This window comes from Mycobacterium sp. AMU20-3851 (assembly GCF_043974665.1).
In the GTDB taxonomy this organism is placed as follows: domain Bacteria; phylum Actinomycetota; class Actinomycetes; order Mycobacteriales; family Mycobacteriaceae; genus Mycobacterium.
On sequence record NZ_CP146371.1, the window covers coordinates 259,717 to 271,962 of the forward strand.

Annotated in this window: 13 protein-coding genes and 2 tRNA genes; 9 read left to right on the forward strand and 6 right to left on the reverse strand. The window is 67.8% G+C overall.

Annotated features, from left to right (window positions below):
- Nucleotides 1-72 precede the first annotated feature (72 nt).
- A tRNA-Ser gene (locus V4U86_RS01245) sits at nucleotides 73-161 on the forward strand.
- 25 nt (nucleotides 162-186) lie between these two features.
- Nucleotides 187-259 (forward strand) — tRNA-Arg (locus V4U86_RS01250).
- A gap of 1 nt (nucleotide 260) precedes the next feature.
- Here V4U86_RS01250 and V4U86_RS01255 read toward each other — a convergent pair.
- Genes V4U86_RS01255 through V4U86_RS01265 form a run of 3 tightly spaced genes read right to left on the reverse strand, consistent with a single transcriptional unit; the run spans nucleotide 261 to nucleotide 2,235 of the window.
- Nucleotides 261-452 carry a hypothetical protein gene (locus V4U86_RS01255; RefSeq protein ID WP_395309498.1) on the reverse strand — a complete coding sequence of 64 codons (192 nt, stop codon included), beginning with the start codon at nucleotides 450-452 and terminating at the stop codon, nucleotides 261-263.
- Nucleotides 449-1,315, reverse strand: coding sequence for a DUF692 domain-containing protein (locus V4U86_RS01260; protein WP_395309499.1), 867 nt, complete (start codon nucleotides 1,313-1,315; stop codon nucleotides 449-451). The genes V4U86_RS01255 and V4U86_RS01260 overlap by 4 nt, the downstream gene beginning before the upstream one ends.
- Nucleotides 1,312-2,235, reverse strand: coding sequence for a TIGR04222 domain-containing membrane protein (locus V4U86_RS01265; protein ID WP_395309500.1), 924 nt, complete (start codon nucleotides 2,233-2,235; stop codon nucleotides 1,312-1,314). The genes V4U86_RS01260 and V4U86_RS01265 overlap by 4 nt, the downstream gene beginning before the upstream one ends.
- Nucleotides 2,236-2,510: 275 nt before the next feature.
- On the opposite strand from V4U86_RS01265, the gene V4U86_RS01270 reads away from it, so the two are divergent.
- A complete protein-coding gene (locus V4U86_RS01270; RefSeq protein ID WP_395309501.1) occupies nucleotides 2,511-2,894 on the forward strand; it encodes a nuclear transport factor 2 family protein in 384 nt (127 codons plus the stop codon).
- Here the strand turns inward: V4U86_RS01270 and V4U86_RS01275 are convergent.
- Nucleotides 2,860-5,202: a putative bifunctional diguanylate cyclase/phosphodiesterase gene (locus V4U86_RS01275; protein WP_395309502.1), complete on the reverse strand. Its 2,343-nt coding sequence runs from the start codon at nucleotides 5,200-5,202 to the stop codon at nucleotides 2,860-2,862. The two genes, V4U86_RS01270 and V4U86_RS01275, sit on opposite strands and share 35 nt — an antisense overlap.
- A gap of 91 nt (nucleotides 5,203-5,293) precedes the next feature.
- Between V4U86_RS01275 and V4U86_RS01280 the strand changes: the two genes are divergently transcribed.
- Nucleotides 5,294-5,785, forward strand: a complete 492-nt coding sequence (locus V4U86_RS01280) for a metallophosphoesterase family protein (RefSeq protein WP_395309503.1) — start codon at nucleotides 5,294-5,296, stop codon at nucleotides 5,783-5,785.
- On the opposite strand, the gene V4U86_RS01285 is transcribed toward V4U86_RS01280, so the two are convergent.
- Nucleotides 5,766-6,110: a winged helix-turn-helix transcriptional regulator gene (locus V4U86_RS01285; RefSeq protein ID WP_395309504.1), complete on the reverse strand. Its 345-nt coding sequence runs from the start codon at nucleotides 6,108-6,110 to the stop codon at nucleotides 5,766-5,768. The two genes, V4U86_RS01280 and V4U86_RS01285, sit on opposite strands and share 20 nt — an antisense overlap.
- 98 nt (nucleotides 6,111-6,208) lie before the next feature.
- Here V4U86_RS01285 and V4U86_RS01290 point away from each other — a divergent pair, with 98 nt between their 5' ends.
- Genes V4U86_RS01290 through V4U86_RS01300 form a run of 3 tightly spaced genes read left to right on the forward strand, consistent with a single transcriptional unit; the run spans nucleotide 6,209 to nucleotide 9,810 of the window.
- Nucleotides 6,209-7,051, forward strand: a complete 843-nt coding sequence (locus V4U86_RS01290) for an NAD(P)-dependent oxidoreductase (RefSeq protein WP_395309505.1) — start codon at nucleotides 6,209-6,211, stop codon at nucleotides 7,049-7,051.
- The gene (locus V4U86_RS01295; protein WP_395309506.1) at nucleotides 7,048-7,893 is read left to right on the forward strand and encodes an NAD(P)-dependent oxidoreductase; all 846 of its coding nucleotides are present in this window, start codon (nucleotides 7,048-7,050) and stop codon (nucleotides 7,891-7,893) included. The genes V4U86_RS01290 and V4U86_RS01295 overlap by 4 nt, the downstream gene beginning before the upstream one ends.
- Before the next feature lie 39 nt (nucleotides 7,894-7,932).
- A complete protein-coding gene (locus tag V4U86_RS01300; protein ID WP_395309507.1) occupies nucleotides 7,933-9,810 on the forward strand; it encodes an alkyl/aryl-sulfatase in 1,878 nt (625 codons plus the stop codon).
- On the opposite strand, the gene V4U86_RS01305 is transcribed toward V4U86_RS01300, so the two are convergent.
- Complete coding sequence (locus V4U86_RS01305) at nucleotides 9,807-10,577, reverse strand: SDR family NAD(P)-dependent oxidoreductase (RefSeq protein ID WP_395309508.1); 771 nt, start codon at nucleotides 10,575-10,577, stop codon at nucleotides 9,807-9,809. The two genes, V4U86_RS01300 and V4U86_RS01305, sit on opposite strands and share 4 nt — an antisense overlap.
- Before the next feature lie 17 nt (nucleotides 10,578-10,594).
- Between V4U86_RS01305 and V4U86_RS01310 the strand changes: the two genes are divergently transcribed.
- A complete protein-coding gene (locus V4U86_RS01310; RefSeq protein ID WP_395309509.1) occupies nucleotides 10,595-11,200 on the forward strand; it encodes a histidine phosphatase family protein in 606 nt (201 codons plus the stop codon).
- A 25-nt stretch (nucleotides 11,201-11,225) separates the two neighbouring features.
- Nucleotides 11,226-12,242 (forward strand): phosphotransferase family protein, encoded by a 1,017-nt coding sequence (locus tag V4U86_RS01315; RefSeq protein WP_395309510.1) that lies wholly within the window; start codon nucleotides 11,226-11,228, stop codon nucleotides 12,240-12,242.
- Nucleotides 12,243-12,246: the final 4 nt, after the last annotated feature.

Here is a 12,246-nt window from a genome sequence, read left to right on the forward strand (position 1 = left end):
GCCTTTGACCGCCCGGCCTGTGTAATCTTTGCGCTCGGCGGTTCCGGGGGTCCGGTACCCTCAGATCGTTCAGGAGGCGTGCCAGAGCGGCCGAATGGGACTCACTGCTAATGAGTTGTCCCCCTTACAGGGGACCGGAGGTTCAAATCCTCTCGCCTCCGCCGGATAGTTGAATAGCAGTACCAAGCGCCCGTAGCTCAACGGATAGAGCATCTGACTACGGATCAGAAGGTTAGGGGTTCGAATCCCTTCGGGCGCACTCAGTTCTTCCTTCTCGGCCATTTCGGGGCACGCCCCGAAGCCGGGGCCGCATGGGCATCCCGTTTGTGCCGGCACACCTCTCCCGCAGCGACGACGGCAGCCGGGTCGAAACCCGGCGGTACCGGGCCACCGGCCACCAACGCCCGCACCAGCGCCTCCTGGCGCTGCGCCAATGTTGCCCGCTCCGTCATGTCCACACCTTTCGTGCCTCGGTGGTCACCGGTGCGACACCGGCGGCCATGGCGATCGCATCCAGCTCGTCGAACAGTTCGGCCGCCGGCGGGTAATGACCGTCACGCTCCAACATGAACGGGGTGTCCACCCGCTGCCGAAGCGAGGTGACCAGTTCCAGCACCTGCGGCGGAGTCGCCGCGGTATGGGTGTCGTGATAGAACTGCTCGCCCTGATGCCCGCCCGCCACATGGCTGTAGGCGACCTGCTCCACCGGTAACCGGGCCAGCTCCCGGTGCGGATCCCGCCCGCGGTTGCGGGCGTTGGCGAAGACGTTCGCGACGTCCAGCACGAGCAGCACCCCGGTCCGGTCCACCAGTTCGGTGAGGAACTCCGATTCGGTGAGATCCGATTCGGGCCACTCGAGGAACGAGGCGATGTTCTCGACTGCCAGCGGCACCGGCAGCTCCGCCCGGGTGCGTGCGATGTTCGCGGCCAACGCGTCCAGCGCCTCCCGGGTCCGTGGCACGGGAAGCAGGTGACCCGCCTCGATACCGCCGGCACGTACGAACGCGACATGCTCGCTGACGATCGGCGCCGCCAGTGCCTCGGCGCATGCGGCGAGACGACGTACCCGGGCGGGCTGCACGGGTTCAGCACCACCGAGCGACAGCCCCACGCCGTGCGGCACCACCGGCACCCGGGCGCTCACCAGTTTCGTGAGCAGCGGGTCGGGCCGGGCCCGGCCGCGACGGACGGGTACCGATTCGGCGATCACTTCACAGAATCCCGGACGCAGGTCCGCGACCACCCCGGCTATCTCCTTGCGCCAGCCGATCCCGACATCGCCGAGCGCGGGCACGGCGCGGGCCGCGGTGCTCATCCGCCGCACCCACCGCCGCCGCCACCGCAGCCACCACATCCGCCGCCGCCGCCCCCGCCGCCACCGCCATCGCCGCCGCAGGAAGATCCCCCGCAACTCGCGCCGTCGCCACCGCCGTCGGTATCGCCGTTCAGTTCCACCGCGGTCGCATAGTCGGGGTCGAGCATCCACAGCGCGGCCGTACCGAACAGTGCCGCCGAGACGGCGGCCGAGGCCGGACCGTAGGTGGTGAACGCCGGGCGCCGGGCCGGCCGGAGGAACTCCTGCTGCTTCTGCTGCACCTTGAGCAGTCTGCGACCGGCGCGGGTGCGCCGGTCCACGCTGAACAGGGCGGGGAGCACAACCAGCGCAAACGGGATTACGATGATCATCGTCACCCATGCCCAGGTGCTGGAGCGGGCGGGCAGCTGTATCAGCTGATACACGCAATAGGCGATGGCCATGGCGGTGACGGCCAGTGCCGGCAGCGCACCCAGGCGGATCCGGGTTCGTTCGGCCGCCGGTCGCATCAGACCGCGGGCGCACAGTGACCGTTCCAGGGTGGGCAGATCGCCGCGCGAGGCGATGATCAAGCTGCGCACGGTATGTCGGGGGTCGGCGGCGACGCGTTGCAGCACGCGTTGGGTGAACCAGTCGGACTCCGGGCCGGCGGGCACCGAGGGGTCGACCCGGCCATCGGAGGTGATCCGCCCGCGGGCGCGCAGCCCGGCCAGTGCCGTCACCACCGGAGCGGCGTCCGATCGCAGATAGGCCAATTCGGTGGCGCTGATCCCGTCGGTCGACGCGGTGGGGCGTGCCGGCGTGATGAATCGCCACACCACCGCGAACGCGGTGGCCGCGGCCAGGGCGGCCAGAATTCCGTACGCCACGCCGTTCATCGCCCCGCCGTAGAAACCGATGATCCTGTCCAGTGTCGACATCGCTTCACCCCCTTGCTGGTTCGGGCCGTGTCACCGGCCCCGGGCCTCGGGCGTCATCGTTGACGATCTTGATTGGGTCCCCATGTCTAGCAGTCGGTTTGGTGAGCGGAGCATAAGATTCGGACCGGATGTTATGCGTCGCATAAGGTTGCGCGAGATGCACAGATTGTCCTTAAGCTTTTCCTGCGGATTTGCTTGCTTCCGGAATCGGTGACACGCCGTGATTCATACCATTTCGGGTCCACGCAACCGCACGGTGCGTGCACTATGGGTCCATGACTGCGCAGGTGCTCCAACGCTGGATCGACTTCATCGGCACACACGACCCGGCGGCACTCGACGAGATGCTGGCCGAGGACGCCGTCTTCTACTCACCGGCGGTGTTCACCCCGCAGCAGGGCCGCGCCAAGACCGCGATGTACCTGAACGCCGCAGCGAAAGTCTTCGGCGGCACCGACTTCCGCTACGTCGAGCAGTGGCAGGGCGAGAACTCGGCGATCCTGGAGTTCACCGCCACCCTGGACGGCATCGTGGTCGACGGGATCGACATGATCCACTGGAACGCCGAGGGCAAGATCGTCTCGTTCAAGGTGATGATCCGGCCGTTGAAGGGACTGCAGGCGGTCATACCGCGGATGGCGGAGCTGCTCGCCGGCTAGAGGCCTCCAGTTGGGCGTGCAGCGCCGCACTGAACGCCGGCTCGGCGAAGTAGTTGCCCTGCGCCACCGCGCAGCCGTACCCGCGCAGCAGTTCGACGGTCTCGGCGTCCTCGACACCCTCGGCGACGCTGGTGATCCCCAGCGTGTGGGCGAGTTTGATGACCGAATGCACGATAGCGGCGGCCCGCGGATTGTGCAGCATCGGGGCCACGAAATTGCGATCCAGTTTGAGTTCGTCGATCGGCAGGTCGCGCAGGTAGCTCATGGTCGAGTAGCCGCTGCCGAAGTCATCGATGGAGACCCTCAGCCCGGCCCCGCGCAGCTGCTCGATGACGTGCCGAGCCTGCCGGACATTGGCCAACAGATAGTGTTCGGTCAGCTCGATGGTCACCGCCGCCGACGGCACCCCGTGCCGGGCCAGCACCGCCTCGATCCGGGCGGGCAGGGTGGTGTCGTTGAAGGACGGCGCGAACAGGTTGACCGCGACCGGGATCTCCCGGATGCCGGGCTGGTACCAGCTCGCGACGTCGCGGGCCGCCTGTTCGAGCACCAGATCGGTGACCGCGCCCATCAGGTTGTTCCGTCGGATCAGCGGCAGGAACTGGTTGGGCGTCAGCAAGCCCAGTTCGGGGTGCGGCCACCGCACCAGCGCCTCGACGCCGACGATCTCACCGGTGGCCAGCGAGATCTGTGGCTGATAGGCGAGCTGGAGTTCGCGGCCTTCCACGACCCGGCGCAGCTGGCCGAGCATCCGGATCTCCGAGATCGCGGGCAGTTGGATCGGGCCGCTGTCCCGGCGGACCGGGTCGCCGTCGCCGGTGCCGATTTGCATGCCGGGGACGAACATCTGGACCCCGCCCACTCCGGAACGCTTGGCCACATACATCGCCACGTCGGCGCGTTTGAGTAGTTCCTCGGTGCTGATCGGGGGTTCCCACGGGTTGGGTGCGGCGGCCACCCCGACGCTGGGATGCATGTACAGGTCCTCCCCGTCCAGGTGGAACGGGGGATCGAAGGCGTGCATGACGCGGTCGGCGAGCTCCTCGGGGGAATCCGGGCCAGCCTCGATGATGATCGCGAACTCGTCGCCCCCGAGACGGGCGACGGTATGGCCCGGCGGGACGGTGCGCAGCAGACGGACCGCGATCTCGCGCAGCAGCGTGTCCCCGCAGTGGTGCCCGAGGTTGTCGTTGACGAGTTTGAAGTCGTCGAGGTCCAGGGACAGCACCGCAAGCGGGCGTCCGTCGCGGTGCTGCAACGCCATCGCATGGTCGAGGCGGTCGGTGAACAGCAGGCGGTTCGCCAGCCCGGTGAGCGGGTCCCGGAACGCGTGCTCGGCGACCTCTTCCAGCAGGTGCTGGTTCTCGAAGAGCACCGTGAGCTGGCGGATCAGAGCGGCGATCACCAGGACCGCCGCGCCGAGCAGCACCGGGCGGCTTCCGGCGTTGGGCCACAGGTGGATTGCGGCGGCCAACACCGCGAACGGCATGGGTGCGAACGGTAACCACAGGATGGTCGTGCGCAGCGGGCGGTGATCATCGGCGTGGCGCGGACGTCTCTCGGTGGCCGACATGTGCGCGGCCGCCGCGATCATAAGCAGTCCGGTGACATTGCTGATGATCGGGAAGTGGTTGCCGGGGGACACGTCGTACATCCGCACGTACAGCGTGGTGACCTGGCCGAGGGCGATCGCCACCAGGCCGACGGTGACGAGGCCGAGGATGTAGCGACGGCCCGGCGGGACCGCGGTCAACACCAGCATCGACATGGTGACCATGGTCAGCGCCGCGATCGGGTAGAGAACGGTCAGCGTGGAGTTCAGGCCGTCCATCTGGTTGCGGCCGAACACGTCGTGCAGTGCGGTGACCCAGGCCAGCAGGAACAGTGAGGAGGCGATGACGGCACCGTCGAGCAGCTGCCGGAAGGTCGAGAGTCTGCCGTTGGCGGTCCGCAGCACCCACACCACGCCGACGGCGACGGGCAGGGCCAGGAAGCCGATGTCGGCGGCGGACGGGACCGGCGGCTCGACCCCGCGGACGAGTTGGTAGTAGGCCCAGATCACGCTGCCCGCCACCCAGCCGAGGAATCCGACGGCGACCGCGGCCCACCCGGCCCGGATGGTGCCGCGTCCGGCGTGTGCGGCCGCGGCGGCGCATGCGCAGGCCAGTCCACTGAACGCAACGAAGCCGACCGAGCTGACAATCGTGGTTACCTGCACACCGCCCCAGCCGACCGCCAACCAGCAAACAAACGCCAGATACACCGCCAGGCCGGCGGGATAGCATGGGTTTGCGCCGTTCATGTGCATTACATGCAGCTTAGAGCCGTTTTGCGCACTCGCGTGGCGATTGGCCGCAGCCGGTCCAGCAACCCGATGTGGCTGCGATAGCGTGGTAAGGGTGCGGCTTTTGCTGATTTCGGACACCCACGTACCGAAGCGGGCGCGGGACATGCCCGCCGCGGTGTGGGAGGCGGTCGATGAGGCCGACGTGGTGCTGCACGCCGGTGACTGGGTGACCCCGGATCTGCTGGACCGGCTGCAGGAGCGGGCGCGGTTGCTGGTGGCGTGTTGGGGAAACAACGACGGGGATGAGTTGCGGTCGCGACTGCCCGAGCGCGCCGACGTCACCCTCGACGGGGTGCGATTCACCGTCACCCACGAGACGGGGGCGTCCGGCGGGCGGGATGAGCGGATGGGCAGGCTTTACCCCGACACCGATGTCCTGGTCTTCGGGCACAGCCACATCCCGTGGGACGCGACGGCCTCCACGGGCCTACGTCTGCTCAATCCGGGTTCGCCGACCGACCGGCGGCGTCAACCGTTCTGCACCTACATGACCGCGTCCATCGTCGAGGGCACGCTGACCGACGTCACCCTGCATCGGGTATAGCCGCGCAGATCAACTCGATGTGACTTTCGGCCCAGTCGCTCAGTGGTTCAAGGGCTTTCAGGAGTTTCTTGCCGGCGGGCGTCATCGAGTACTCCACCCGCGGTGGCACCTCGTGGTAGCTTTCGCGGTGCACCACACCGTGGCGCTGCAGTTCCTTGAGGTGCTGGGTCAGCATCTTCTGCGAGACGCCGGGCAGGCTGCGATGCAGCGCGTTGAACCGTTTGGGGCCGCCCTGCAGTTCCCACAGGATCAGGGGCTTCCATTTGCCGTCCACGACGGCGAACGCGGCGTCGAGCCCGCAGGTGAACTCACCAAGCTGTGTCATGATCGCTCCTGCTCAGCTCCAATGCTTACGTAAAGGTAAGTATCCCACTTTAAAGTGGGTACTTGCCGGATACTCCGCGCGCTATCGACGATGGTGCCATGAACATCAGCTTCGTGGGACTGGGAGAAATGGGGTCGGCGCTGGCCCGGACCGTCGCGGGCGCCGGCCACCGCGTCACGGTGTGGAACCGCAGCGCCGCCAAGGCCGAGGGATTCCCGGTGGTGGCTGCCACCGTAGGGGAGGCCGTCAAGGCCGATCTGGTCGTGGTGTGCCTGTTCGATCACCGGTCGGTGCACGACGTGCTCGACCCGGTGGCCGACCAGCTGGCGGGTGTCCGGCTCCTGAACCTGACCACCACCTCACCGGCCGGGGCGCGCGAATTGGCGCAGTGGGCAACGGGTCTCGGCGCGACGTACCTCGACGGCGGCATCCTGGCCACACCGGAGATGATCGGGACACCGGAATCCCGGATCTTCTACAGCGGCGACGCCCAGTTGCTCGAGGATCACCGCGCCGTCCTCGAACTGTGGGGCAGCGCCGAATATTTCGGAGACGACGCCGGGGTGGCCTCGTTGTACGACCTGGCGCTGCTGTCGGCAATGTACGTCATGTTCGCCGGGTTCTTCCACGGCGCCGCGATGCTGTCCGCGTCGGGCGTCACGGCCGGTGACTTCGCGGCGATGGCAGTGCCGTGGCTACAGGTGACCGCCGAGGCGTTACCAAATTTTGCGACCGTCATCGACGGCACCGATTACACGGTACCCGGCCAGCAGAGTCTGCTGTTCTCCGATATCAGCGAGATCATCGACGCCAGTCGCGATCAGGGGGTGAGTACCGAAGTGGTCGACGTGGTCCAACGCCTCATCCACCGTCAGATCGACGCGGGCCACGGTACCGAAGGCTTCGCCCGCATCATCGAGGGTCTGCGGGCGGTGGCATGAACGTCGCCGTGCTCGGTCTCGGCCCAATGGGCCAGGCGATCGCCGGCGCCCTGCTCGACGCCGAACTTCGTACCACCGTGTGGAATCGGACAGCCGCCAAGGCCGAACCGTTGCTGGTCCGCGGCGCGCAGGCGGCCGCCGACCCGGCCGCGGCGGTCGGGACGGCAGATCTGACGCTGATCAATGTCGTCGACCATGCCGCCGTCGACACGGTGCTCGACGCCGCGGGGGATGCGGTCGCGGGCAAGCTGATCGTGGGCTTGAGTTCGGACACCCCCGAACGGGCCCGCCGCACCGCCGCGCTGGTCGACAAACTCGGCGGGCGCTACCTCGACGGTGCCATCATGACGCCGACGACGACCATCGGGACTCCGGACGCCGCCGTCCTTTTCGCCGGCCCCCGGGATCACTACGACGCCGGCGCCGACGTGTTCGGCGTGCTGGGCACCGCTACCTGGCTGGGTGCCGAATATGATCGTGCCGCGACGTACGACATGGCACTGCTCGACGTGTTCTGGACGTCGGTCGGCGGATTCCTGCATGCCCTCGAGATCGGCAAGGCGCACGGCATCGGAGCGGGAGAATTGTTGCCGCATGCACTGGGCATAGTCGGCATCCTCGGCCCGATATTCGCCGAGATCGTTGAACGGGTCGATTCCGGACATCACGGTGACGCCAGTGCGCCGGTCTCGTCGGTCAAGGCTTCCCTGCATCACCTGATCGCGACGTCGCGGGACGTGGGCGCGGATACCGGCGCGCTGGAGGCGTTTGCACGGATCGTGGACAGGGCTGTGGCGGACGGGCACGGTGCACAGGAAATAAGCGTGCTGGCACCGTCATAGCGGCGCGCGGTGCGGCTATGCGTGGCAGGGTTGAGCCCCATGGAGCACAAGCCGCCCACCGAAGCCATCGCCGCCGCCAACCGCGCGCATCGCAGCACCCTGCCGTTGGAGGACACCCGGGATTTCACCGATGCGGACCGGGGGTTCATCGGGAAGCTCGAACCGTGCGTGGTGACCGCTGCGGACGGCAGAGTGGTGTGGGACAACGACTCCTACCGATTCCTGGAGGCTGACACGCCCGACAGCGTGCACCCGAGCCTGTGGCGGCAATCCCAGCTGTGTGCCAGACAGGGACTCTACGAGGTTGTTCCGGGTATCTATCAGGTGCGCGGACTGGACCTGTCCAACATCAGCTTCATCGAGGGTGACACCGGCATCATCGTCATCGACCCGCTCATCTCGACCGAGACGGCGGCGGCCGCGCTGGCGCTCTACCGGGCGCACCGCGGTGATCGTGCGGTCCGGGCGGTCATCTACACCCACAGTCACGTCGACCATTTCGGTGGTGTGCTCGGGGTGACCACGCAGGAAGCGGTCGATGCCGGCGAGGTGGTGGTGCTGGCGCCGGAGGGCTTCACCGAGCACGCCGTGCAGGAGAACGTCTACGCCGGCACCGCGATGGCGCGCCGCGCGTCCTACATGTACGGGGCCCGGCTCGAGCGCGGCCCGCGGGGACAGGTCGGCTGCGGCCTGGGGCAGGTCGGCTCGACCGGGGAGGTAGCGCTGATCGTGCCGACCGTCGACGTGCGTAGCACCGGTGAGAAGCACACCATCGACGGCGTCGAGATCGAGTTCCAGATGGCGCCGGGCACCGAGGCGCCCGCGGAGATGCACTTCTATTTCCCGAAGTTCAAGGCGCTGTGCATGGCCGAGAACGCCACCCACAATCTGCACAACCTGCTGACGCTGCGCGGTGCGTTGGTGCGTGACCCGCACGGCTGGGCCGGGTATCTGACCGAGGCCATCGACACCTTCGGTGACCGCGCCGACGTGGTGTTCGCCTCGCACCACTGGCCCACCTGGGGGCGCGACGACATCGTCGAATACCTGTCGGTGCAACGGGATCTGTACGCCTATCTGCACGACCAGACCCTGCGCCAGCTCAATCAGGGCTTCACCGGCATCGAGATCGCCGAGACCTTCCAGATGCCGCCCGCTCTGGAGAAGGCCTGGCACACCCACGGCTACTACGGTTCGGTCAGCCATAACGTCAAAGCCGTCTACCAGCGCTACATGGGATGGTTCGACGGCAACCCGGGCCGGCTCTGGCAGCACCCGCCCCAAACGTTGGGCCCGCGCTACGTCGCGGCCATCGGCGGTGTCGACAAAGTCGTGGAACTCGCGAAGGTCGCCTTCGATGACGGAGATTTCCGTTGGGCTGCAACACTTCTTGATCACGTCATCTTCACCGACGAGAACCACGCCGGTGCGCGTGAACTCTACGCGGACACCTTCGAGCAACTCGCCTACGGTGCCGAGAACGCGGTGTGGCGCAACTTCTTCCTGTCCGGGGCCACCGAACTGCGCGACGGTGCCTTCGGCACGCCCACCACGGCGGCGTCCCCCTCGCTGCTGGGGCAGTTGACTCCCGAGCAGATCTTCGACACCTTCGCCATCAACGTGAACGGCCCGCGCGCATGGGATCTCGACCTGACCATCGACGTGACGTTCGTGGATCTGGCGGCCGACTACCGGCTGACGCTGCGCAACGGGGTGCTGGTGCACCGCCGGGTTCCGGCCGATCCGGCGACCGCCACGGCGACCGTCACCTTCGCCACGAAGGGCCGGCTGCTCGCCTTCGCCGCCGGTGACACCGACTCGCCCGGTGTCGAGACCACCGGCGACACCGCCGCGTTGGCCACCCTGCTCGGCGCGCTCGACCGGCCCGACCCGAACTTCGCCATCGTGACGCCCTAGGGGATCCCGCCGTCGGCCCGCACGATCGAACCGGTGGTGAAGCTCGACGCATCCGACATCAGAAACAGTGCGGCGCCGACGATTTCGGGCGGTTGCCCGGCGCGTCGCAGTGCACTGTGACCGAACGGGTTCTGCTCACCGAAGTCCCACGCCGCGCTGATATCGGTGAGGAACGGCCCGGGCATCAACGTGTTGACCCGCACGGTGGGGCCGTAGGCCAGCGCCAGCGCCTCGGTCAGGGCGTTGAGGCCGGCCTTGGACGCCGCGTACGGGACAAACGACGGGTGCGGTCGCAACGAGCCGTGTGTGCTGACGTTGATGATGGAGCCGCGCCCGGCCGCCACCATCCGCTCACCGACGAGTGCGGAAAGCCGGAACGGGCCCTTCAGGTTGAGGTTGAACACCGCGTCGAAGAGCTTCTCCGAGACGTCGGTCAGCTTGTCGTAGAGCGGGGACATCCCGGCGTTGTTCACCAGCACGTCGACCCGGCCGAACCGGTCGTAGGCGGCATCGACCAGACCGTCGAGCTCATCCCAGTGCCCGACGTGCACCTGGTAGGGGAAGGCCGCCCGCCCGGTCTGGGCGGTGATCTCCTCCGCGGTGGCCACGCAGGCGTCGTACTTGCGGCTGGCGATCACCACGTCCGCACCGCACCGCGCGGCCGCGAAGGCCATCTCCCGGCCGAGCCCCCGGCTGCCGCCGGTGATCAGTACGACGCGGTCGGTGAGGTCGAACAAATCGGCTACAAAATCCTTGCCGGAGCCCATGGCCATATGGTGGCACGGTGCAACTCCTTTTCGTCCGACATGCGCTGCCATTGCGCAGCGAGCCCGGGGAGGGCTCCGACCCGCAGCTGTCCGAGCAAGGTGTCGAGCAGTCCCGGCGACTGCCCGATGCGCTGGCCCGGTTCTCGGTCAACCGGCTGGTGAGCAGCCCGCAGCGGCGCGCCATCCAGACGGCCGGCCCGCTGTCGGAGAAGCTCGGGCTCAGCGTGCAGGTCGACCCGCGGCTGGCCGAGTACGACCGCGACCTGGGCCATTACGTGCCGATCGAGCAGATCGCGAAGGAGAACCCCGAGGAGATGGCCCGACTGGCCGCCGGGAAGCTGCCCAGCACGGTGGACGAGGCCGAGTTCAAAGGGCGGGTCATCGCCGCCATCGAGGACCTGGTCGCGGCGGGAGACCACGAGGACACCGTCGCGGTGTTCAGTCACGGCGGGGTGATCAACGTGGCTCTGCACCACATCCTGGGCACCGAGCGGCTGCTGTCCTTCCACGTCGACTACGTGTCGGTGACCCGGGTGCTGTCGTCGCGCTCGGGCCGGCTGATGGTCGGATCGGTCAACGAGACCGAGCACGTCTGGGACCTGCTGCCCCGGAACACGCGCTGACCGTGCCCGCTGGTAGACATTCCCCGTGACCAATCTTGACGGCCTGGACCTGGACGCCCTGGATCGCCACCTGCGCGCCGAAGGTGTCGCGCGTTCCGGGGAGCTGCGCGCCGAACTGCTCTCCGGCGGCCGCTCCAACCTGACCTTCCGGGTGTCCGACGATGCGTCGAGTTGGGTGCTGCGCCGCCCGCCGCTGCACGGGCTCACCCCGTCCGCGCACGATATGGCCCGCGAGTACAAGGTTGTCGCCGCGCTGGCCGGCAGTGCCGTACCGGTGGCCCGCGCCATCACCATGCGCAACGACGACTCGGTGCTGGGCGCCCCGTTCCAGATGGTGGAGAACGTCGACGGCGTCGTGATCCGCAGCGCCTCGGAACTCGAAGCGTTGCCCGGTGGCGCCCCGGTGATCGAGAAGACCGTGGATGCGTTGATCAAGGTGCTGGCCGATCTGCACGCCGTCGACCCACAGGCGGTCGGTCTGGGCGATTTCGGCAAGGCCGAGGGCTACCTGGAACGCCAGGTGCGCCGCTGGGGTTCGCAGTGGGAGCACGTCCGGCTGCCCGACGATACCCGTGACGACGATGTGAAACGGCTGCATTCTGCTCTGGCAGAACGGATTCCGGCCAGCCCCCGGGCCTCGATCGTGCACGGTGACTACCGCATCGACAACACCATCCTGGACGAGGACGATCCCACCGTGGTGCGCGCGGTGCTGGATTGGGAGTTGTCCACCCTCGGTGACCCGCTCTCGGATGCCGCGCTGATGTGCGTCTACCGCAATCCCAACTTCGACGATGTGCTGGGCATGCGCGCGGCGTGGACCTCCGAACTGCTGCCGCCGGCCGACGACCTGGCCCAGCGCTACGCGGTGGCCAGCGGCCAGGAGCTGCAGAACTGGGACTTCTACATGGCGCTGGCCTATTTCAAGCTGGCCATCATCGCCGCCGGCATCGACTTCCGTCGCCGCGAGGGCTCGGATGCGCCCGCCCAGGTCGGCGAGGCGGTGGCGCCGCTGGTCGCAGAGGGGCTTGCCGCGCTGTAGCGCG

What these genes read in the sequence shown, in the direction of transcription:
- V4U86_RS01255 (WP_395309498.1), bottom strand. Translation starts at nt 452, where the DNA reads ATGACGGAGCGGGCAACATTGGCGCAGCGCCAGGAGGCGCTGGTGCGG.
- V4U86_RS01260 (WP_395309499.1), bottom strand. Translation starts at nt 1,315, where the DNA reads ATGAGCACCGCGGCCCGCGCCGTGCCCGCGCTCGGCGATGTCGGGATC.
- V4U86_RS01265 (WP_395309500.1), bottom strand. Translation starts at nt 2,235, where the DNA reads ATGTCGACACTGGACAGGATCATCGGTTTCTACGGCGGGGCGATGAAC.
- V4U86_RS01270 (WP_395309501.1), top strand. Translation starts at nt 2,511, where the DNA reads ATGACTGCGCAGGTGCTCCAACGCTGGATCGACTTCATCGGCACACAC.
- V4U86_RS01275 (WP_395309502.1), bottom strand. Translation starts at nt 5,202, where the DNA reads ATGCACATGAACGGCGCAAACCCATGCTATCCCGCCGGCCTGGCGGTG.
- V4U86_RS01285 (WP_395309504.1), bottom strand. Translation starts at nt 6,110, where the DNA reads ATGACACAGCTTGGTGAGTTCACCTGCGGGCTCGACGCCGCGTTCGCC.
- V4U86_RS01290 (WP_395309505.1), top strand. Translation starts at nt 6,209, where the DNA reads ATGAACATCAGCTTCGTGGGACTGGGAGAAATGGGGTCGGCGCTGGCC.
- V4U86_RS01295 (WP_395309506.1), top strand. Translation starts at nt 7,048, where the DNA reads ATGAACGTCGCCGTGCTCGGTCTCGGCCCAATGGGCCAGGCGATCGCC.
- V4U86_RS01300 (WP_395309507.1), top strand. Translation starts at nt 7,933, where the DNA reads ATGGAGCACAAGCCGCCCACCGAAGCCATCGCCGCCGCCAACCGCGCG.
- V4U86_RS01305 (WP_395309508.1), bottom strand. Translation starts at nt 10,577, where the DNA reads ATGGGCTCCGGCAAGGATTTTGTAGCCGATTTGTTCGACCTCACCGAC.